Origin of the sequence: Haloferax volcanii DS2 (assembly GCF_000025685.1) — an archaeon.
Taxonomy (GTDB): Archaea; Halobacteriota; Halobacteria; order Halobacteriales; family Haloferacaceae; genus Haloferax; species Haloferax volcanii.
In genome coordinates, this window is sequence record NC_013967.1 from 129110 (window position 1) to 149726 (window position 20617).

Genomic DNA, 20617 nt, shown 5'->3' on the forward strand with positions numbered 1-20617 from the left:
ACACGTCCGGTGTCGGGGACGTGGCATATGACTTCTGGAAGCCGCCCGCGGGCGAAACGGACAACACCCACCGGTCCCAACTCCGGGTGATGTCCGACTCAGGAACCACGACGCGTGCGCCCGTCATCATCTTCGCCGCGCTCATCCTCGTCGTCTTCGGCCTGCTCGCGGTCATGTGGGCGTCGGTCCGCGGCGGCCACCTCCTCCCGCACATCCTCGGCTTCGCCGTCTACTTTCTCGCGTTCCACGTCTACCTGCCGTACCGAGTCCACAAGGACGCGACGCTCAAGGGGCGAAACGCGACGTTCTGGGCCGTCATCGCCTTCTTACTGCCGCTCGTCGGCGCGGCGCTGTACTTCGTGGTCGCCGTCGTCGGCCACGACGCGACCGACTAATCCCTCGCTTCGACGCTATCCGCGCCGGTTCTCGGCGCGGTGTTCGGAGATAATCTGGTCGACCATCTCCTCGCGCTGTTCCTTCTGCCGTTCTTCCGCCCGGTCTTCCCAGTCGGAAATTGCAGATTCGACTTCGGACTCCTTCGCCACGGCGAGTTCGTCTATCTCCTGAATCGTCACGCCGCCGGCGGGTGCGACCGGCACGTCGGCCTCGAACAGCACCTCGTCTGCGGCCTCCGAGAGGTTGCCCGACCGGAGGACGACCTTGGGGTCGAACTCGGCGAGGCGCTCGGCGGTCGTCCGCCCCGCCCCGCTGGCGTCGCGGAGGTAGACCACGTCGCCCGCGGCGATGCCGTACTCCTCGACGGTGTGGTCGAGCGCGCCGTTGGTGAACTGCTCGACGATTTTGACGGGCACGAGATTTCCGCCGGATTCGTTCGCTTCGCTCTCTCTTCCGGCGACTTCCCACTCGCTGTCGCTCGTGAAAATCCCGTTCGTGTTCACGTCCGCGAAGTTCGAGTGGTCGAGCTTCCACAGCGACTTCAGCTGGTCGAGCTTGTCTGCGAGCTCCGCCTTGTCGGATTCGAGCGATTCGACTTTCCGCTCTAACCGACCGTTCTCGCGTTCCAGTCGGGTGACTTCGCGGCGCTCGCGGGCCTCGCGACGCTCCTCGCGGCGGGCGTCGGAGAGTTCCTCCTTGTACTCCTCGATGGTCTCGTCTTTCTCCTCGATGGTCGACTTCAGGTCCCCGACGTGCGATTCGAGGCGCTCGACCCGCGACCGCAACTCCCGAATCTCGCGTTCTTCGGGCGTGAGTTCGGGTTCCTCGTGAGCCTCCTCGTCGGCGTCGTCGGGGTCGCCCCCGTCGCCGTCGTCGGCCATCTCGCGGAGAACGGCCTCGACCGACTCCTCGCTGACGAGGACGCGGGCGATGACCTCCTCGCGGTCCACGTCGGCGGGCACCTTCCGGGAGATGCGCTCGAACTGGTCTTCGTGGTCGTCGAAGGCGAACAGCGCCGCGGCGAGGGCGTCGCGCTCGTGGTCGTTCTCGTAGTCGACCTCGCGGGTTCGGTGGAGCTTCTCGTCCACGGGGATGTCGCTCGCGGGGGCCCAGCCGGCGGCGTCGAAGCTCCGGCGGAACTTCTCGACCGTCTCGGGCATCGGCTGCACGTCGGCGGCGACGAGACTCGGTCGCCCGCGCTCGATGAGCCACTCGATGACGGCGGCGGTGTCGGCGGTGCGCGTCGAGTGCACGTCGAGGACGCGCCCGTCGAGGCCGACGACGGCGACGGCGGTGGTCGTGCCGGGGTCGATGCCGACGATGACGCGGTCGCGGCGCTTCACGAGCGGTTCGAACTCGATGCCGTCGCGGCGCTCGCGCTCGATTTCGACGCGGGTGTCGCCCGAGCGGTGGCTGGACACGGGGATGTCCTCGGGCCGCCCTTCGACGGTAAACAGCGCCTGCGAGTAGCCGCCGTACTTCTCGGTCACGTCCCGTTCGTAGTCGAGGTTGGCCTCCTTCAGCGAGGACTCGACCTCGCGGGACTGCTGTTTGACCGACCCGTGGATGCGGCGCGTGTAGCGGTCCTGACTCCACCCGCCCTTACCCGTCGAGCGGCCGCGAGAGACCTTCACGGTCGTCGTGTTCTCGAATGCGGCGACCTCGTAGCCGACGTTGGCGAGGGCGAGCCGGGCCGCGGCCTCGGCCTCCTTCATCGGGTCTTTGCCGTAGGGGACGCCGTGGCGCGAGGCGACCCGCGAGAGCGGTTCCGGTCGCTCCGCGCCGGTCACTTGCACCAACTGCGTCCCGTGGGGGAGCCACCGCAGGAAGCGGACTAAATCGTCCTTGTCGGTCGCCAACTCGTACATGTTGTCCGTGGCGACGACGCGCGGTTCGTCGCGCTCGATGAGGCGGCGTAACTTGCGGAAGGAGACCACGTCTCGTTCGATTCGGACCTCGTCTGACTCGGTGTCTCGGGTGTCCAACACGACCAGCGCGTACGACGGCGAGTCGCCGCGGATATCGCCGCTCTGGATGTCGACGCCGAAGACGACCGAGTCGAGCGCACTCGTCCGGTCGTTCACGACGGCGACTAGGGTCGCGCCGAATATATACTCCACGCCGGTTGCGGATACCGACTCGCCTCGGGTGTCGCGTTTGCCCGTCTCGGCCGACGACGCCGTTGCCACCGACGACACCGCCGCCGGGACCCGCGATTGACACGAAACAAACAAGTTTCGGCTATTTGAAAGTAGAGTGATAAGTTCTGACATCCCCGACCCGCCGTCGGTGACCTCCCGGTCGCTGACGCGCATCGCCCTCATCGGTGTCGTCGCCCTCCTCCTTATCGCCGCCCCAATCGCCGGGGTCCTCGCGTGGGAACCCGTCGAGGAAGGGAACGTCAAGGTGGTCAAGAAGTGGGGCGCGACCACCGGCACCGTCTTCGAACCCGGCGCGCACTTCGTCAACCCCGTCTCGCAGTCGACCTCGTCGCTGTCGGTGCGACCGCAGTCGTACACGATGTCGTCGTCGACGAGCGAAGGCGACAGGCGCGGCGACGACGCCATCACCGTCCTGAGCGAAGACGGCCTCCGGACGGACATCGATGTGACCGTCCGCTACCGAATCGACGCCGGACAGGCGGTCGAGTTCTACCGCAACTACCGGACGCTCGCCACCGCCGAAGAGCGCCTGATTCGCCCGTCGATTCGGTCGGTGCTCCGGACCGAAGCGGGCCGACTGCCCGTCACCGTCATCTACACCGGCGAGAGTCAGACCCAGTTGAAGGCCGCCGCCGAGCGTGAACTCGCCGAGGAGTTCGCCGACGACGGCCTCATCCTCGAAGCGGTGCAGGTCCGCAACGTCGAACTCCCCGCCGAGTACGCGCAGGCGGTCGAACAGAAGGAAATCACCGAACAGCGCCGCCAGCAGAAGCAGGACGAACTCGCCGTCGAGGAACTCGAAGCCGAGCGCAAGCGCATCGAGGCGCAGGGGCAGGCGGACGCCAACCGCATCCTCGCGGAGTCGCTGTCCGACGAGGTGCTGGCCCAGAAGTACATCGGGAAACTCGACGAGACGGACACCGTCTACATCCCGGTCGGCGACGGCGGCTACCCGCAGTTCGTCCGGTCGCTCGATAGTGACGGGTCGTCCTCGTCGGGTTCGTCCGCCGGTTCGTCGTCGGACACTACCTCGGCGTCGTCGAGGTCGTCGACCTCGTCCGGCTCCGAAAACGAGACGAGCAACTGACGCCGTCGATGCGTCTCCTCCGTGAACTGGCCGTCGCGGTCGCGTTGCTGGTCATCGTCGGCGTCCTCGCGCGCTCCGGTGTCGGCCGGTTCGTCCTGCCGGTCGTCGGCCTCGCGGTCGCCGCGGCGCTCGTGGCGCTCCTCGCAACACAGTCGGCGTACCCACGGACGGCCGTCGGCCCGCGGACGAGAATCATCGAATCGGCCGCCCAGTCCGCGGACGCCGCCTGCGTCGAGTGCGGGTCGCCCGCGACGGCGCGCCGGCGCTACGTCCGCGAGTGGGTCGTCCTCGGGGTTCCCGTCGTCCTCCTCGACGACGGCGAGAACCCGGTCTGCGACGCCCACCGCGACTGACCCGACCTCGTCTTTCGGCTCGATGGCCCGTTCAGCGGCCGCTCAGACGAGCCTGCCCGTCGAGACGAACTCGACGCGCCCGCCGACGCGGACCGCCACCTCGTCGCCGCGGTCCTCGGCTTCGAGGTGGAGTTGGGACGGTCGGCCCATCTCGTAGCCCTGCTCGACCGTGACCTCGATTTCGTCGTCTCCGAAGTAGCGATGGCGGGCGAGGTAGCCAGCGAAACAGCCGTTCGCGCTCCCGGTTGCGGGGTCCTCGGTGACGCCGTGGCCGGGCGCGTACATCCGCGCCGCGAAGTCGTTCGCGTCGTCGCGGGGGTCCGGACAGAACAGAAAGAGGTTCTCGACGCCCACGTCGTCGAAGAACGACCGGTACGCCGGGGTAAACACCTCGCTCCGGGCGAGCGCGTCGCGGTCGCGGAGCGGAATCATCACCGCCGGGAGGCCGGTCGAGACGACCTGTATCGGCCAGTCGGCGTCGAAGTCGTTCGCGTCGAGCGACAGCACCTCCGCGAGCGTCTCGCGGTCGAGTTCCGCGCCGAACCTCGGCGCGTTCTGCGTCATCCAGTACTGCTCGCTGTCGCTTCCGTCGCCCCGGACCTCGACCGAAATCGGACCGACGCCGAGGTTCAGCGTCACCTCGTCGCCCGCGCCGAAGTGGTCGCGGAGGACGGCGGCCGTCCCGAGCGTCGGGTGTCCGGCGAACGGAATCTCGCCGTCCGGCGTGAAGATGCGAACGTCGTAGCCATCGTCGGGCGACCCGCCCTCGATGAACGTCGTCTCCGAGTAGTTCATCTCGTTGGCGAGCGCGGCCATCTGCTCGGAACGCAGCGCGTCCGCGTCCTCGAAGACGGCGAGTTGGTTGCCGGCGTACTTCGCCGTGGCGAACGCGTCGACGGTGTGGAAGGCGTTCTGCGGCACATCGACGGGTGCGCGCGGGCGAGGGAAAAGCGTACCCGTACCGCGGCCCCCGGACTACTCCCCGGTCTCCGCCCCGCCGCCGTCGCTGTCGGCGTACGGGACCTCCAGTTTCTGGCCGTCCTCGGCGACGAACGCCTCGCCGTCGTACACCTCGCGGGCCTGTTCGAGAAGCGGGCTCGGGTCGGCGGCGTACCGGGCGGAGATGTGCGTCAGCGCGAACCGCCGCACGTCTGCGTCGCGGGCGACGCGGGCGGCCTCCCGCGCGGTCGAGTGCGCGGTCTGTTTCGCCCGCTCGGCCTCCTCGTCGGTGAACGTCGCGTCGTGGACGAGCAGGTCGGCGTCGCAGGCGACCTCGACGGTCGAGTTGAGCGGGCGGGTGTCGCCGGTGTAGACGACGGTTCTGCCGGGTCGGGGGTCACCGACCACCTGCTCGGAGCGCACGACGGTTCCGTCTTCGAGTTCCACGTCCTCGCCGGCGTGGAGGCGGCCGAACGCCGGGCCGACGGGGACGCCGAGTTCCTCGGCCTTCTCGCGGTCGAACCGGCCGGGGCGGTCGTCCTCGACGAGGGCGTAGCCGACCGAGGCGGTCCGGTGTTCGGTGTCGAACGCGCGGACCTCGTAGTCGTCGGCGCGGTAGGCGACGTTCCCCGGTCGGACCTCGTGGACGGAGACGTGGAAACCGGGCTGGTAGCCGCCGGCGTGGACGAGTTGTTCGAGGTGACCTTTGCTCCCCGGCGGGCCGTGGATGGCAAGCGAGTCGTCGCGGTCGTTGAAGTCGAGCGTCTGAATCAGCCCGGGGATGCCGAGGATGTGGTCGCCGTGGAGGTGGGTGACGAACAGGTGGCTGACGCCGAACCCGGTCCCGTAGCGCATCATCTGGCGTTGGGTGCCCTCCCCGCAATCGAACAACAGGCGCTCGCCGTCGCGGTTCACGAGGAACGCGCTCGGCGCACGCGCCGTGGTGGGGACGGCCCCGCCGGTCCCGAGGAAGGTCGCGCGCATGGACATGCACCACGATGATAGCGGCGGGACTAAACGTGCGTCGAATCCGTCGCGGCCGCTCGCCGCCCCGAGGCGGTGCGGCCCCCCGACGCCCCGGACCGACCGATTCTTACCCGACCGTCTGCTACCGGAGTCCAATGGACGCGCCGCTGTGGACCGAGACGCACGCGCCGGGGCTCGACGACCTCCCACAGCCGGAGGTCCGCGACCGCCTCCGACGCGCCGTGGACGAACCGATGAACCTCGTCGTGCAGGGCCCGCCGGGCGTCGGCAAGACCGCCGCCGTCCGCGCGCTGGCCCGTGAGGCGCACGCGGACCCCGAAAACGACCTCATCGAACTCAACGTCGCGGACTTCTTCAACCGGACGAAAAAGCAGATTCGCGCCGACCCGCGGTTCGAGCAGTTCCTCGACGGCCGCAGTCGCATGGCGAAACGCGACATGATAAACCGCGTGCTCAAGGAGTCCGCCGGCTACGCCCCGATGTCAGGCGAGTACAAGACCATCGTCCTCGACAACGCCGAATCAATCCGCGAGGACTTCCAGCAGGCGCTCCGCCGCGTGATGGAACAGCACCACCGGACCACGCAGTTCGTCATCACCACGCGCCAGCCCTCGAAGCTCATCCCGCCGATTCGCTCGCGGTGTTTCCCGGTTCCCATGCCCGCGCCCGACGACGAGGCGCTCGAAGCGCTTCTCGCCGACATCCTCGACGCCGAGGGCGTCGACTACGACGCCGGCGGCCTCCAGTTCCTCACCGACGCCTCGAACGGCAACGTCCGAAAAGCCGTGCTTTCGGCCCAGCGGACGGCCACCGAGGCCGACGAGGTCACCATGTCCACGGTCCACGCCGCCCTCGGCGACGTGGGCTTCGACGACGAGCTGAAGACGCTCCTCATCAACGCCCGCGAGGGCGACATCAAGGACGCCCGCAAGACCCTCACGACGCTCCTCGACGACGAGGGCTACGAGGGACAGGAGCTCCTGGCTGACATCCTCCGCGTCGCCGACTCGACCCCCGAGCGCTTCGCCGACGGCGAACTCGCCCGCCTGCACGAACTCGCGGGGCAGGTCGACCTCGACATCTCGACGGGCATCGACGACCGCCTGCACATAACCCACCTCCTCACGAGTTGGGGCGCGGACGTCCGCGGCGAGGCATAATGCGGTTCGCACCCGGCTACCGACGGTTCGCACTCCCCGCCTTCGTCGGCGCGGCGGTCGCGGCGGTCGTCTTCCCGCCCCTCGGGGCCGTGCTGCTCGCGGTCGGCGCGTTCGTCCTCTGGTTCTTCCGGGACCCCGAGCGCTCGCCGCCCGACGAACCGGGCGTCGTCGCCCCCGCCGACGGGCGCGTCTCCGTGATTCGCGTCGAGGACGGGCGCGTCCGCGTGGGCGTGTTCATGAACGTCACCGACGTGCACGTCAACCGCGCGCCCGTCTCCGGTTCGGTCCGAACCGTCACCCACCGCCCCGGCGCGCACAAACCGGCGTTCTCGAAGGACTCCGACCGCAACGAGCGCGTCGATATCGAACTCGACACCGACGCGGGCGACCACGAAGTGTCGCTCATCGCCGGCGCGTTCGCCCGGCGGATTCACTCGTACGTCGCGCCCGGCGACGAACTCGTCCGCGGCCAGAAACTCGGCCACATCGACTTCGGCTCGCGGGCCGACGTGCTGTTACCACCGGAGTTCGGCTCCGAAGACGTGGTCGTCGAGAAGGGTGAGTCGGTGCGGGCGGGCGAGACGGTGTTGGCGCGGCGGGAGTGAGCGTCGCTGTCGGCGTTGGCCGTCTCGCCCACCTTGCTGTTCTGTTCGACGGTGAGCCTCGGGAACGCCTCGCAGCCCATCGGTGATAGATACACAAACCAGTAGCACCTCGGCCCTCGACTGGGCAAATATTGTTCCCCTGGCCATATTTATCCTAAATGTCTCGAATATGTCGCTAAAGATGTGTGAATACCCACTTGGTCATTCCGACACGAACGCGTCCGTTCGGTGTGTGTCGCTATGACCGGCGAGTTCGTTCCCGGTGAGGTCATCACCGCCGACGGGACCATCACGCTGAACGAGGGGCGAGAGACGGCCGAGGTGACGGTGGGGAACACCGGCGACCGGCCGATACAGGTCGGCTCTCACTTCCATTTCTTCGAGGCGAACGCCGCGCTGTCGTTCGACCGCGAGGCGGCCTACGGGATGCGGCTGAACATCCCCGCGGGGACCGCGGTCCGGTTCGAACCCGGCGACCAAACGTCGGTCGAACTGGTCGCTATCGGCGGCAAGCGCCGAGCCCACGGGATGAACGGGATGGTCAACGGCAGCGTCGACACCGACCCGAGCGCCGCCGTCGAGCGCCTGCGCGCGGCCGGGTTCGCTGACACCGGCGCTCCCGACGACGAACACGGCACCGCGGAGGGGTCGAGCGAATGACGAAGGACATCGACCGCGAGGCCTACGCCGACCTGTACGGCCCCTCGGAGGGCGACCGCGTCCGACTGGCCGACACCGAACTGTTCGCCGAGGTCGAGACGGACCTCCGGACGCACGGCGACGAGGCCGTCTTCGGCGGCGGGAAGACGCTCCGCGACGGTCTGGGGATGGCCCCCGACGTGACCCAAGCAGACGGGGCGCTGGACTGGGTCATCACGAACGCGACCGTCATCGACCCGGTTCTCGGCGTCGTCGCCGGCGACATCGGCATCCGCGACGGCGACATCGTCGGCGTCGGCAAGGCGGGCAACCCCGACACGATGGACGGCGTGGACATGGTCGTCGGCCCGGCGACCGACGTCTACCCGGCCGAGGGGAAGATTGCGACCGCCGGCGCGCTCGACATCCACGTTCACTGGAACTCCGCGCAACTGCACGAACACGGGCTGGCGTCCGGCATCACGACGATGCTCGGCGGCGGCTACGGCGGCGGCGCGACGACCTGCACGACCGGCCCGCAGAACATCAAGCGGTTCCTCCAAGCCGCCGAGGCGTGGCCCGTCAACGTCGGCTTCTACGGCAAGGGGAACGCGTCCACGCCCGAACCCCTCATCGAGCAGGTCGAAGCCGGCGCGTGCGCGCTCAAACTGCACGAGGACTGGGGGTCGATGCCCGCGGCAATCGACACCTGCCTCGACGTGGCCGAAGACGAGGACGTACAGGTGTGTATGCACACGGACACGCTGAACGAGGCCGGCTTCGTCGAGAACACGTTCGCGGCCGTCGACGGCCGGACGATGCACCTGTTCCACATCGAGGGCGCGGGCGGCGGTCACGCCCCCGACATCATGGAACTGGTTGGCGAGCCGAACATGCTCCCGTCGTCGACGAACCCCTCGATGCCGTACACGGACAACACGTTCGACGAGCACCTCGACATGGTGATGGTGTGTCACCATCTCAACCCCGACGTGCCCGAGGACGTGGCGTTCGCGGAATCGCGGGTGCGCGCCGAGACCATCGCCGCCGAGGACGTGCTCCACGACATGGGCGCGATTTCGATGATGACGACCGACTCGCAGGCGATGGGTCGGCAGGCCGAACTCGTCTCGCGGACGTGGCAGGCCGCCTCGAAGATGAAGTCCCAACGCGGGCCGCTCCCCGAAGACGAGGGGACCGGCGCGGACAACCACCGCATCAAGCGCTACCTGGCGAAGTACACCATCAATCCCGCGATATCCGCGGGTATCGACGACTACGTCGGCACGCTCGAACCCGGCAAACTCGCGGACGTGGTGCTGTGGGACCCCGCGTTCTTCGGCGTCAAGCCGGCGATGATATTCAAAGGCGGCTTCCCCGTCCACTCGGAGATGGGCGAGGCCAACGGCTCGTTGATGACGTGCGAACCGATTCTCCAGCGCCAGCGGGCCGGCGCGGACGGCAAGGCCAAACACGGCCTCTCGCTGTCGTTCGTCTCCCCGGCCGCCGCCGACAACGACGTCGGCGAGGCGTACGGCCTCGACTCGCGGGTCGTCCCGGTGGGCGGCACGCGCACGCCCGGCAAGGAGGACATGCTGTACAACGACTACTGCCCCGACGACATCGACGTCGACCCCGAGACGTTCGAGGTCGAAGTCGACGGCGAACTCGTCACCTGCGAACCGGCTTCCGAACTCCCCCTCGCACAGCGGTACACGCTATGAAACTCACCCCGAAAGAACAGGAACGGCTCACGGTCTTCACCGCCGCAGAGGTCGCTCGACGCCGCAAGGAGCGCGGCGTCCCGCTGAACCACCCCGAAGCGGTCGCGTACATCACCGACTGGTGTATCGAGCGCGGCCGGGACGGACAGTCCGTCGCCGAGATTCGCTCCGGGGCGTCGCAGTTGCTCGGCCGCGAGGATGTCATGGACGGCGTCCCCGAGATGATTGACATGATTCAGGTCGAACCGATGTTCCCCGACGGCACCAAGCTCGTCACCGTCCACGACCCCATCAGGTCCGACAGCGTCGGCACCGCCGATTCGACGGCGGACGCGGCGACCGACGGGGGCGACACAGACGACATCGACACGAGCGGGGGTGACGACGCGTGAGCCTCACGCACCGCGACGTGGCGACGGTCGGTATCGGCGGGCCCGTGGGATCGGGCAAGACGTCGCTTCTGACCGAACTCGTGCCGCAGCTTCGCGAACGGGGGTTGAACGTCGGCGTCATCGCCAACGACATCCTCACGCAGGAAGACGCCGACGTGTTGCGCGAGCGGTTCGCCGGGGTCGTCCCCGAGAGCCTCGTCGCGGGCGTCGAGACCGGCGCGTGCCCGCACACGGGCATCCGGGAGGACCCGTCGATGAACCTCCAGCAGATAGACGACTTCCTCGCGGACCACCCCGAGCTAGATATCGTGCTGATAGAGAGCGGCGGCGACAACCTCGCGGCGACGTTCAACCCCGAGCTCGCGGACTACTCGCTGTACGTCATCAGCGTCGCGGAGGGCGACGACATCCCGCGGAAGCGCGGCCCCGGCGTCGTCGACTGCGACCTGCTCGTCATCAACAAGACCGACCTCGCGCCGCACGTCGACGCCGACCTCGACGTGATGGAGCGGGACGCGAAGGCGGTCCGAAGCGGGCCGTTCGTCTTCACCGACTGTCGTTCTCAGACGGGCATCGAGGAGGTGCTGACGCACGTTCGCGAAGGGGTGCTGTTCGCCTGATGGCCGCCGACTCGCCCCCGCCGTCGTTCGAACGGTACGCGGCGGAGCCCGTCCCGCAGGCGGCGGTCGGCGCACCGGGAAAAGACGGCGTCCTCGAACTGACGTTCGAGCGGACCAGCCGCGGGACGGCGCTCGTCCACGACTACGCGACCGTGCCGTTCCATATTTCGGGAACGCTCGGCCACGACCCGCACCCCGAGGCAGAGACGGTGTTCGTCCAGTCGCCGACCGGCGGCGTCGCCCAAGGCGACCGCCACGACCTGACCATCGCGGTCGAAGCCGACGCAATCGCGCACGTCTCGACGCAGAGTTCGACGAAGGTGCAGACGATGGAGCGCAACTACGCCGGCGTCGACACCGCGCTGTCGGTCGCCGCCGGCGGCCACCTCGACTACGTGCCGGAGCCGACGATTCTCCACGCGGACGCCCGGTACACGCAAGACCTGCGTCTCGACGTCGCAGACGGCGCGACGGCTATCGTCGGCGACGTGGTCGTCTCGGGGCGACTCGCCCGCGGCGAGCGGTTCGAGTTCGACCGCTATCGCTCTCGACTGCGCGCGACCGGCCCGGACGGCCTCCTGTTCGAGGACGCCACGCATCTCGCGCCCGACGAGTCGGACCCGAGCGCGCCGGGACTCCTCGGTGAGCACGCGGTCTACGGGACCCTGTTCGTCGTCGCGCCGGGCCGAGACGCGGCCTCGTTGAGCGACGACCTCCACGAGGCGGTCGCGGCTACCGACGCCCGCGCCGGCGCGACCGAACTGCCGAACGACGCCGGTGTCGCGGTTCGCGCGCTCGGTGACTGCGCGGACACCGTCCGGACCGCGTGCGACGCCGCCTGGGACCGTGCGCGGCGGGCGTTACTCGACGCCTCCGCGCCGTCCGGGAGGAAGTACTGATGCTCGTCGCCGACACCTACCTCGGCCACCGGGACGACCCGGCGGTCCGAGGTAGACTGGACGAGGCCGACGCCGCCCGCGTGGTGCTGTCCGACGACGACCGACGGCGCTCGCGCGTCAGAACCGAGACCGAAGACGGCCGGGATCTCGGCGTCGTCGTCGGGCGCGAACTCGACGACGGCGACGTGCTCGAAACGGAGACTGGCGACCTCGTCGTGGTCGAACTCGCGGCTATCGACGTGCTCGTCGTCGACGTGGGCGCCGCCGACGTGTCCACGACCGCCGCGGTGGAACTGGGTCACGCGCTCGGCAACCGCCACTGGAACCTCGCCATCCGTGACGGCGAGGCGCTGTTCCCGGTTCCCGACACCTACGAGCGGATGGAAGCGACCGTCGCGGACCACCTCCCGCCGGGCGTGACGACCCGACGCGAGACCGTCTCGCCGGCTCTCTTCGACGGCGACGAACCCGACCACGGCCACGGCGGGCACGGTCACGGTGGACACGACCACAGCCACGAGCATGGCGGACACGGCCACAGCCACGGCGAGCACAGTCACGACCATGACGACGGGCACAGTCATGGCCACGACCACGATGATGGACACGACCACAGCCACGACGGCCTGCTCCGGTCCGCTCGGGGGGACGAGCGATGACCGACGGCGCTCGGCTCGAATCCTTTCGGTTGGCCGATTCGTTCCTCCCGGTCGGGACGTACACCGCCTCGTACGGCCTCGAGCAGTTCGTTCAGGAAGAGCTGATCTCCGACGCCGACGACCTCCGGGCGTTGCTATCGACGTATCTCAAACAGCAGGTCGGCCCGTGCGAACTGGTCGCGCTTCGGGCGGCTCACACCGCCGCCCGCGACGGCGACTTCGACGCGGTCTGTCGCGCCGACCGCCGCCTGACCGCGGCGACGCTGTCCAAGGAGTTCAGAAAGAGCGCCCGACAGTCCGGCAACCGCCTCCTCTCGCTCCAGCGGGAGCTCCGCGAGTCGCCCCTCCTCGACGAGTACGCCGAGGCCGTCGACGCCGGCGACGCGACCGGGAACTACGCCGTCGTCCTCGGCGTCGCCGCCGCGAGCGCGGACATCGACGCCTCGGAGGCGTGTCTGCTCTGTTGTCACGGCTTCGTGACCGGACTCGTCGGGGCCGCCCAGCGGGTGCTCTCGCTCGGACACACCGACGCCCAGCGGATTCTCCACGACCTCCAGCCGGTGATGACCGAGGCCGCCGCCGACAGCGCCGACCGAGGGATAGACGAGATGTCGCCGTTCGCGCCACTCATCGACGTTCTCTCCGCGAATCACGAGCGCGCCGACCGGCGGCTGTTCATGAGCTAAGTCGGGCCGGGCGACCGCCGCCAGCGCGCCGTCCCGGCGAGGGATGTCGAGCACACAAGGCACTTAACGTGACAGATGAACAACCTCTCATGCAGCGCAGACAGGTCCTCGCGTCTCTCGGCTCGCTCGCCCTCCTCTCGGGATGTCTCGGCGGCCCCGCCGAATCCCCGACCGAGACGACGACCACGACCGGAACCAACACCTCCGAGTCGGAGTCGACCGAATCCGGACGGGCCGCGACCACCACGAGCGACTGCGGTCGGACGGAGTTCTGCGAGGGGTCGGAGCTCGTTCGCGTCCGGGTCGACGGTGGCTTCTCCGGCAAAGTCGTGTTGAACCCCGCGTGCCGCGAGAGCGACATCGAACTCTCGCCCGGCGAGACGGAGACGCTCATCCGACAGACCGACGCCGAGACCTGCGACGTGGAACTCCTCGTCGACGGCGAAGTGGCCTACGACGGGCGGATTCAGGACTACGAGTACGTGATGGTGCGCGTCGGCTCGGACGGGGAAATCTCACTGCAGAAGGAAGTCCTCTAACGGTCTCAGTCGCCTCCAGTCATCTCCGGTCGCCTCGGCTACCGGCGCGTCTCGACGGCCAGCACCACGACCGAGACGACGAGCGAGAGGACCGCCACCACGAGACCGAACAGGTAAGACGGGTTCGAACTGGGGTTCGACAGGAGCGACACCAGCAGGAACGACGACCCCATCGCGACGATAGCCATCGCCCGCGGGTCGGGGTCGTACGCCTCGGCGAGGGTCTCTCGAACCGTGCGCGACATGCCTCCGCTTCGACGCGCTCGCTCATAGCCTTGTCGCGCGGTTGAACAAACCCGTCTCGGCTGCGGCCGTGTCGGAGCCGCCGCACCGCCGCCGATTCCGACTACCGATGCAGCAGATGCACGTACCGCACCAGCGACCGGTGGACCCGTCGCTCGAACACTCGTTCGACCCCCCAGCCGGCGTCCTCGGCCGCCTCAGCCCACGACCGGTCGGCAACCATCACGCACTCGGGGGCGACCCGGCGGACCTCCGCCAGCGCGCCGCCGACGAGGTCCGCAAGCGAGTGGCGGGCGATTTTTGACTGCCGGCCGTAGGGGGCGTCGAACACCGCGCCGTCCATCGAATCGTCGCGGAGGGGGAGCGCGGTGGCGTCGCCGCGGACCACGTCGCCGGAGCCGACGTAGTGACGCAGGTTCTCCCGCGCGCCGCCGACCATCTTCGCTTGGGCGTCGACGCCGACTACGTCGGCACCGACGAGGCCGGCTTCGAGGAGGACGCCGCCGGTGCCGCACATCGGGTCCAGAATTCGGGCACCGGGCTCCGCGCCGGCCATGTTGACGAAGGCGCGGGCGTCCACGGGGGCCATGCTGCCCGGCTGGAAAAACGGCCGGTCGGTCGGTTTCCGGTCGGTGAAGTCGCGGACGGCCTCGACGGCGGTCCAGCCGACGAGACAGGCGTCCTCGGAGAAGCAGACCCGTAGCTCGTGGTCGGGGTCGTCCAAGTCGACGCCGAAGCCGCGGTCGACGAGCGCCGACCCGAGTTCGCGCTCGGCGTCGGTCGTGCTGATACCGGTGAGTCCTCGCACGTCGCGGGCGCGGACGGCGACGGTCCCCTCGCGGTCGACGTTCGCGGCCGCGACGACGGCGCGGGCGGCCTCGATGTCGGGGGCGCATCGCCCGACCAGTTCGACGACGCGCCGGGTGTAGGCGAGTCGCCTCGCGCGCTCCGGTTCGACGCCGCGGGCGGTGGCGAGGCCGGGGGCGACGACCGTCACGCCCGTCGCGGCCGCCTCGGCCTCGCGGGCGGCGAAGGCGTCTTCCTCGCCGGCGAGTTCCAATCCGTACACGCTCGGACCTGACGGGCCGCGGAAATGAGGGTATCGGTCGTCGTCGCGCCCGCGGGGGCGTCGGCCGGCCCGGACCGACCGCGGCTCCGCTGATCCTGACACCTCGACGACGGCGAGACTTATATTGGGCGCTCCGAATCCACTCGCATGACCTCTCACGACGCCATCCTCTGGGGCGCGGCGGCGCTCACCTGCGGGCTCGGTGACTACGTCACGACCGTCCTCGGAGTCAGGACGGCGGGCGTGCAGGAAGGCAATCCCCTCGTGCGACGCCTCTCCGGCGGCGACCCCGGTCCCGGCTCGTTCGCGGTGTTGAAGCTCGTCTCGGTCGCGCTGTTCTTCGCGGCCTACTGGGCGCTCAAGCCGGCGGTCGCCCGACTCGCAGTTCCACTCTCGCTGACAGTTCTCGGCGCGGTCGTCACCGCTCGAAACGCCCGGATTATTCACCGCCGCGCGTAAGCTGTCATTCCCTCGCACCAATCTTTTTAACCCTTAAATACGTGACTTAAATCGTTGTATGACCGACCCCAAGGACACAATCAACATCGAAAACGTCGTCGCCTCCACGGGAATCGGCCAAGAGCTCGACCTCCAGAGCGTGGCGATGGACCTCGAGGGTGCCGACTACGACCCCGAGCAGTTTCCGGGACTCGTCTACCGCACGCAGGAGCCGAAGTCCGCGGCGCTCATCTTCCGGTCCGGGAAAATCGTCTGCACCGGCGCGAAGTCGACCGACGACGTCCACGAGAGCCTCGAAATCGTCTTCGACAAGCTCCGCGAGCTTCAGATTCCGGTCGACGACGACCCCGAAATCACCGTGCAGAACATCGTCACGAGCGCGGACCTCGGCGAGAACCTGAACCTCAACGCCATCGCCATCGGGCTCGGTCTCGAAAACATCGAGTACGAACCGGAGCAGTTCCCCGGCCTCGTCTATCGCCTCGACGAACCGAGCGTCGTCGCGCTTCTCTTCGGGTCGGGCAAACTCGTTATCACGGGCGGCAAACAGCCGACAGACGCCGAGGCGGCGGTCGACGTCATCATCTCGCGGCTCTCCGAACTCGGTCTCCTCAACGGGTCGTTCTAACGCCACCGAACCTCGACTGCGTCGCGTAACCGGGACTCGAATCGACCGAATCTAAGTCAGTCGCGTCCTTCGGGCCGGTATGGACGCGCTCACCTTGCAGACGGCTACCGGTGCGCCGGTCACGGCCGTCGCCGGAACGTTCGCGCTGTTCGCGCTGTTCCTCTCTCTCACCGCCCACATCGCCGCGCGGAACGTCCTCGGCGACGTGGAACTCAAGAAGGCGTTCGCCGTCGGCCCGGTCCCGGCGGCCATCGCCGTCGTCTTCACCTCCTTCGGCTGGAACTCCTTCGTCGCGCTCGCGCTCGCACTCGGCCTCGACTTCGGCTTCGTCAAGTACCTCTACGGCCGGTCGACCCGCCTGTCGGCGTACGTGATCGTCATCCACTTCGTCGTCTCGGTGCTTCTGGGTCTCGTCCTGTTCGGTCTCTCCGCCATCCTGCTGACCGCGCCATTCTGAGGTTCCCGCCGTACTTTCTTGCCTGAGGCCGCCGAACCCCCGTTCGTGTCTCCCCGCCGACTCCTCTGGAACGACGCGGAACGCCGGCCGCGCGCCCCGTTTCGCCTGCTTTTGACGCCCGTCGTCTTCGTGGCCGTCTCGCTGGTGGTCGGATTCTCGCTTTCGACCGCGCTCGGCGGCCTCGCCGGGTCGAGCCGCCTCGCGTCGCTCGTCGTCTCGCTCGTCTCGGTCGGCGCGAGCGGTCTCGCCGCGTTCGTCGTCGCGCGGTACGTCGATAGGCGGACCGTCGCGGACCTCGGACTCGGACTCGACCGCGAGTGGGCGGTCGACCTCGGGTTCGGCCTCGCGCTCGGAACGGGCCTGATGACCGCCGTCTTCGTCGTCGGCGTCGCGGCCGGTTGGATTGCGGTCTCTCCCGCCCCGCTCGGCGTCGACCGACTGCTCGGCGTCGGGTCGCTTCTGGCGTTCTTCGTCGTCGTCGGCATCGCGGAGGAACTCCTGCTTCGGGGAATCGTCCTCACCGACGTCGCCGAGGGCCTCCGCTGGCGGTTCGGCCCGGACGCGGCGGTCGCCGGCGGCCTCGCCGTCTCCTCGGCGGTGTTCGGCGTCGCCCACTACACGAACCCGAACGCGGGGTTCGCCAGCACGACGAGCATCACGCTCGCGGGCGTCATGCTCGGCCTCGGCTACGCGCTCACCGGCGACCTCGCCATCCCGACGGGCATCCACATCTCGTGGAACTTCGTGCAGGGCGGCGTCTTCGGCTTCGCGGTCAGCGGCCTCGACTTCGGCACGTCGCTCGTCGAGACGACCGAGCGCGGCCCCGACGTGATTACCGGCGGCGCGTTCGGCCCGGAGGCCGGTCTGCTCGGCGTCGGCGCAATCGTCCTCGGCGCGGTCTGCATCGCGGCGTACGTCCGGGTGCGCCGCGGCGACCTCGGGTTCGAGCCGTCGGTCACGGTGCCGGACCTGCGCTGGAAGGAATAACGGGCGCGACGGGCGCGTCGATTACTCGACTAACCGCTCGATTTCGGTGACGAGGATGCCGCTCGCGCCGACGTTCTTCAGGTCGCTGACGACCTCGAACACGTCGCGTTCGTTCACGACGGCGTGGACGGCGACCGTCGAGTCGCCGGCGACGTCCATCACGGTCGGGCCGCCGAGGCCGGGGATGACCTCCTTCACCTCGTCGAGCTTCTCGCGCGGCGCGTTCATCATCAGATAGCGCTTGCCCTCCGCGGACCGGACGGATTCGAGCGCCATGAGCAACTGCTGGACCTTCGGGTCGTCGACCACGTCGGGGCGGGCGAACAGCCGGACCGACGACGACAGCACCTCGTCGATGACTGCGAGGCGGTTCACCCGGAGGGTCGTCCCGGTCGACGTGATATCGATGATGGCGTCGGCCATCTCGACGTGCGGCGTCAGTTCGGTCGCGCCCGTGACCTCGACGACCTCGGCGTCGATGCCCTCCTCCTCGAAGTAGGTCCGCGCGATGTGCGGGAACTCGGTGGCGACGACCTTGCCCGACACGTCCGCGACGGTCTCGATGTCGCCGTCCTCGGGCGCGGCGAGGACGAGCCGACACTTCCCGTACTCCAAATCGAGCAGGTCTTCGAGTTCGTGGCCCGACTCGCGGACCTGGTCGAGTCCCGTGATGCCGACCTCGGCGGCCCCGTCGCGGACGTACTCGGGGATGTCGGCGGCGCGGGCGAACAGCACGGTCACGTCTGGGTCGACGGTCCCGGCGTAGAGTTTGCGCTCGGCACCGTTGTCGAGGTGCAGCCCCGCACGCTCCAGAAGTTCTATCGTCGGTTCGTGCAGGCGGCCCTTGTTGGGCACGGCGATTCGCATACCTCTCCGTCACGTCCCGGAGGTAATTGACTTTCGCAAGCCGGAACGGTTTTTGACACGTCTACGAAGTGTCACCTATGGCTCCCGTCACCTTCGCCGGCGCGCTCGTCGGCGTCTCCCTCCTCGGTGCCGGCTGGTCGCGCCTCAGCGCCGGCCGCCTCGAACGCCGAGACGTGTCCGTCCAGCGGTTCAGACAGCGAGTGCGAAGCAACTGGCTCTACGCCGCCGTCCTGTTCGTCGGCGTCGTCTGGTGGACGAACGCGGACCGAGCGCTCCTCGCGGCCGTCGGCCTCCAGACCGACTGGCCGTGGGCGGCTCTCGGCTGGGCGCTCACCGGCGTCGGTGCCGCGGTCGTGGCGACCGTCTCGTACATGGGCGCGTTCCCGGTGGCGAGACGCGTGCGAGACGCCGATATGGGCGCGGGGACGGTCGCCGCGAAGATGTTCCGCTACCACCTCGTCGTCGCGGCGCTCGTCTTCTGCGTGGTGACCGTGCTACACGTCGAATTCCGGGTCTTGGAGACCAGCGGCCTGATCACCCTGCTCGCGTTCGCAGCCGCCGCGTACGCCTTTTCGGCACCGCTCGTGGGCGTCTCGCAGACGACGGCGGTCCCCGACGACGCGACGCGCGAGCGACTCGACCGCCTGTGCGACCGCGCCAGTCTCTCGGTCTCACGGATTCGACTCCTCGACGGCGGCGGCCACCGCTCGGACCATCTCGTCCGCGGCCCGGTCGGTCGGAAGACGCTCTTTCTCACCGACTCGCTGCTCGACCGCTACGACGACGAGACGGTTTCGGCACTCTTGGCGGTCGACGCCGCGCGGCTCGGTCGGTTCGTCTACGAACTTCGACTGTTCACCGTGACCGCGGTCGCCGGACTCGTCGTCTGGGGTGTCGGTCGGTCGCCGTTCGGGCTCCTCCCGTCACTTCTGGCCTTCGCCGGAACCGGCGTGATACTCCTCGTGACCGGCGAGTACGCGAGTAAGCGGCTCATCTATCGGGCCGACGAGGCGGCGGCAGAACGGGTCGGACGCGCGGCCGTCGCCGACGCGCTCGCCGCGACTGCCGACGAGGTCGACCCCGGCCGCGCGGGGTCGCGTCTCTCGTTCGAGCCGTCGCTGGCGTCGCGCATCGAACGGCTCCGAGACGGCTCCGGCGCGGGCGAAACGGACGCGTAGGACCGCTCCGGGGACCCGACGCTATCCTTCGACGAGGTGGTCGAGCAGGCGGTCGAACCGGTCGACGAACCGCTCGGGGAGCGACGGCGACACGTCGTCCAACAGCCGGGTCGTCCGCTCGGGGTGGGTGAGGACGAGCGTCACGCGGTTGTGCAGGTCGCGCTCCTTGCGGACCACGTCGCGTTCGACGAGGTGGTCGAGGTGCCACTCCAGCGTGCTGCGGGCGACGCCGATGTCGTCGGCCACGTCGTCGGGGCGGGCGTCGCCGTGTTCGAGGAGGTGGCCGAGGATGTCGCGGGCGGTCTCCCGGCGGACGAGCGCGAGCGCGCCGCGCTCCCACGCGTCGAACTCGGGGGGGAAGTAGTGCGTCCGTCCGTAGAACTCGGAGCGGCGGACCGTCTCGTCGGAGAGCAGTCTGCGGACGTGGTGTTGTACCTGGCCGGGAGCGAGGTCGAGCGCGCGAACGAGCTCGTTGAAGTGGACTCCCGGGTTGTGCTTGATGTGGTCGGCGACGCGGGTTCGTGTCTCACTCATGGGTCGTTGACCCCCGCCTCGCGCTCGATGCTCCGGGCGTAGTAGATGGCCGCGAGGACGAGGCCGGCCATCGCGAGGTCCAAGAGGTGTTCGACGACGTGGTGGTCGAACTCGGAGAGGACGCCGCCGAGCGTCAGCGCCGCGACGGCCGCCCGCGACGCGAACGCCAACAGCGCCAGCGCGACGAGCAGGTGCGACCGCGTCCGCCGCCGGAGGAAGACGGCGACGCCGAGCGCGGCCAGCGTGACCGACGAGACGCCCGCGAGAACGACGACAGCGGTCATCCACGGACCGCCCGCTTGGACGTGCCCCGGAACGAGCGCGAGGTTCGACGGGGGCTCCATGTCC

26 protein-coding genes are annotated in these 20617 nt (G+C 68.9%); 18 read left to right on the plus strand and 8 right to left on the minus strand.

The window, feature by feature from the left end:
- The first annotated feature begins 20 nt into the window (after window positions 1-20).
- On the plus strand, window positions 21-395 hold the full coding sequence (locus tag HVO_RS05380; protein ID WP_081442881.1) for an ATPase: 375 nt from the start codon (window positions 21-23) through the stop codon (window positions 393-395).
- Between the two features lie 15 nt (window positions 396-410).
- Here the strand turns inward: HVO_RS05380 and HVO_RS05385 are convergent, their stop codons facing one another.
- Complete coding sequence (locus HVO_RS05385; protein ID WP_004045253.1) at window positions 411-2480, minus strand: DUF460 domain-containing protein; 2070 nt, start codon at window positions 2478-2480, stop codon at window positions 411-413.
- 175 nt (window positions 2481-2655) lie between these two features.
- Here HVO_RS05385 and HVO_RS05390 point away from each other — a divergent pair, with 175 nt between their 5' ends.
- Both HVO_RS05390 and HVO_RS05395 read left to right on the plus strand, forming a co-directional pair.
- Entirely contained in the window at window positions 2656-3645 is a 990-nt protein-coding gene (locus HVO_RS05390) for a prohibitin family protein (RefSeq protein WP_049914913.1), read from the plus strand.
- 8 nt (window positions 3646-3653) lie between these two features.
- Entirely contained in the window at window positions 3654-3998 is a 345-nt protein-coding gene (locus HVO_RS05395) for a hypothetical protein (protein ID WP_004045255.1), read from the plus strand.
- A 42-nt stretch (window positions 3999-4040) separates the two neighbouring features.
- Here the strand turns inward: HVO_RS05395 and HVO_RS05400 are convergent, their stop codons facing one another.
- Entirely contained in the window at window positions 4041-4919 is an 879-nt protein-coding gene (locus HVO_RS05400) for a PhzF family phenazine biosynthesis protein (protein WP_004045256.1), read from the minus strand.
- A gap of 54 nt (window positions 4920-4973) precedes the next feature.
- The gene (rnz, locus tag HVO_RS05405) at window positions 4974-5921 is read right to left on the minus strand and encodes a ribonuclease Z (protein ID WP_004045257.1); all 948 of its coding nucleotides are present in this window, start codon (window positions 5919-5921) and stop codon (window positions 4974-4976) included.
- A 137-nt stretch (window positions 5922-6058) separates the two neighbouring features.
- Here rnz and HVO_RS05410 point away from each other — a divergent pair, with 137 nt between their 5' ends.
- The 10 genes from HVO_RS05410 (at window position 6059) to HVO_RS05455 (ending at window position 13847) form a co-directional block, all read left to right on the plus strand.
- Window positions 6059-7084, plus strand: coding sequence for an AAA family ATPase (locus HVO_RS05410; RefSeq protein WP_004045258.1), 1026 nt, complete (start codon window positions 6059-6061; stop codon window positions 7082-7084).
- Window positions 7084-7689 (plus strand): protein sorting system archaetidylserine decarboxylase, encoded by a 606-nt coding sequence (locus HVO_RS05415; RefSeq protein ID WP_004045259.1) that lies wholly within the window; start codon window positions 7084-7086, stop codon window positions 7687-7689. Before HVO_RS05410 ends, HVO_RS05415 begins: the two co-directional genes overlap by 1 nt.
- 240 nt (window positions 7690-7929) lie before the next feature.
- Window positions 7930-8349, plus strand: a complete 420-nt coding sequence (locus tag HVO_RS05420) for an urease subunit beta (protein WP_004045260.1) — start codon at window positions 7930-7932, stop codon at window positions 8347-8349.
- Window positions 8346-10052, plus strand: coding sequence for an urease subunit alpha (gene ureC / locus HVO_RS05425; protein WP_004045261.1), 1707 nt, complete (start codon window positions 8346-8348; stop codon window positions 10050-10052). The genes HVO_RS05420 and ureC overlap by 4 nt, the downstream gene beginning before the upstream one ends.
- Entirely contained in the window at window positions 10049-10444 is a 396-nt protein-coding gene (locus HVO_RS05430) for an urease subunit gamma (protein WP_004045262.1), read from the plus strand. Before ureC ends, HVO_RS05430 begins: the two co-directional genes overlap by 4 nt.
- Complete coding sequence (gene ureG, locus HVO_RS05435) at window positions 10441-11064, plus strand: urease accessory protein UreG (protein ID WP_004045263.1); 624 nt, start codon at window positions 10441-10443, stop codon at window positions 11062-11064. Before HVO_RS05430 ends, ureG begins: the two co-directional genes overlap by 4 nt.
- Window positions 11064-11963, plus strand: coding sequence for an urease accessory protein UreD (locus HVO_RS05440; RefSeq protein ID WP_004045264.1), 900 nt, complete (start codon window positions 11064-11066; stop codon window positions 11961-11963). Before ureG ends, HVO_RS05440 begins: the two co-directional genes overlap by 1 nt.
- Window positions 11963-12622, plus strand: coding sequence for an urease accessory protein UreE (locus HVO_RS05445; protein WP_004045265.1), 660 nt, complete (start codon window positions 11963-11965; stop codon window positions 12620-12622). Before HVO_RS05440 ends, HVO_RS05445 begins: the two co-directional genes overlap by 1 nt.
- On the plus strand, window positions 12619-13308 hold the full coding sequence (locus HVO_RS05450; RefSeq protein ID WP_004045266.1) for an urease accessory protein UreF: 690 nt from the start codon (window positions 12619-12621) through the stop codon (window positions 13306-13308). The genes HVO_RS05445 and HVO_RS05450 overlap by 4 nt, the downstream gene beginning before the upstream one ends.
- A gap of 89 nt (window positions 13309-13397) precedes the next feature.
- Window positions 13398-13847: a hypothetical protein gene (locus HVO_RS05455; RefSeq protein WP_004045267.1), complete on the plus strand. Its 450-nt coding sequence runs from the start codon at window positions 13398-13400 to the stop codon at window positions 13845-13847.
- A 38-nt stretch (window positions 13848-13885) separates the two neighbouring features.
- On the opposite strand, the gene HVO_RS05460 is transcribed toward HVO_RS05455, so the two are convergent.
- Together HVO_RS05460 and HVO_RS05465 are read right to left on the minus strand one after the other, a co-directional pair.
- Window positions 13886-14092, minus strand: coding sequence for a hypothetical protein (locus tag HVO_RS05460; protein ID WP_004045268.1), 207 nt, complete (start codon window positions 14090-14092; stop codon window positions 13886-13888).
- Window positions 14093-14193: 101 nt separating this feature from the next.
- Window positions 14194-15150 carry a methyltransferase domain-containing protein gene (locus HVO_RS05465; RefSeq protein ID WP_004045269.1) on the minus strand — a complete coding sequence of 319 codons (957 nt, stop codon included), beginning with the start codon at window positions 15148-15150 and terminating at the stop codon, window positions 14194-14196.
- A 156-nt stretch (window positions 15151-15306) separates the two neighbouring features.
- Here HVO_RS05465 and HVO_RS05470 point away from each other — a divergent pair, with 156 nt between their 5' ends.
- The 4 genes from HVO_RS05470 to HVO_RS05485 all read left to right on the plus strand — a co-directional run bounded on the left by HVO_RS05470 (window position 15307) and on the right by HVO_RS05485 (window position 17690).
- A complete protein-coding gene (locus tag HVO_RS05470; protein ID WP_004045270.1) occupies window positions 15307-15618 on the plus strand; it encodes a DUF5658 family protein in 312 nt (103 codons plus the stop codon).
- Window positions 15619-15676: 58 nt separating this feature from the next.
- Window positions 15677-16246, plus strand: a complete 570-nt coding sequence (locus HVO_RS05475) for a TATA-box-binding protein (protein WP_004045271.1) — start codon at window positions 15677-15679, stop codon at window positions 16244-16246.
- A gap of 79 nt (window positions 16247-16325) precedes the next feature.
- The gene (locus HVO_RS05480; protein ID WP_004045272.1) at window positions 16326-16703 is read left to right on the plus strand and encodes a DUF7473 family protein; all 378 of its coding nucleotides are present in this window, start codon (window positions 16326-16328) and stop codon (window positions 16701-16703) included.
- Window positions 16704-16721: 18 nt separating this feature from the next.
- Entirely contained in the window at window positions 16722-17690 is a 969-nt protein-coding gene (locus HVO_RS05485; RefSeq protein WP_049914912.1) for a CPBP family intramembrane glutamic endopeptidase, read from the plus strand.
- 21 nt (window positions 17691-17711) lie between these two features.
- Here HVO_RS05485 and hisG read toward each other — a convergent pair whose 3' ends face one another.
- Window positions 17712-18557: an ATP phosphoribosyltransferase gene (gene hisG, locus HVO_RS05490; protein WP_004045274.1), complete on the minus strand. Its 846-nt coding sequence runs from the start codon at window positions 18555-18557 to the stop codon at window positions 17712-17714.
- A gap of 77 nt (window positions 18558-18634) precedes the next feature.
- On the opposite strand from hisG, the gene HVO_RS05495 reads away from it, so the two are divergent.
- Complete coding sequence (locus tag HVO_RS05495; RefSeq protein WP_013035625.1) at window positions 18635-19735, plus strand: hypothetical protein; 1101 nt, start codon at window positions 18635-18637, stop codon at window positions 19733-19735.
- 21 nt (window positions 19736-19756) lie between these two features.
- Here the strand turns inward: HVO_RS05495 and HVO_RS05500 are convergent, their stop codons facing one another.
- Window positions 19757-20269, minus strand: a complete 513-nt coding sequence (locus HVO_RS05500; RefSeq protein WP_004045277.1) for a winged helix-turn-helix transcriptional regulator — start codon at window positions 20267-20269, stop codon at window positions 19757-19759.
- Window positions 20266-20613 carry a DUF7471 family protein gene (locus tag HVO_RS05505; protein WP_004045278.1) on the minus strand — a complete coding sequence of 116 codons (348 nt, stop codon included), beginning with the start codon at window positions 20611-20613 and terminating at the stop codon, window positions 20266-20268. The genes HVO_RS05500 and HVO_RS05505 overlap by 4 nt, the downstream gene beginning before the upstream one ends.
- Window positions 20614-20617 lie beyond the last annotated feature (4 nt).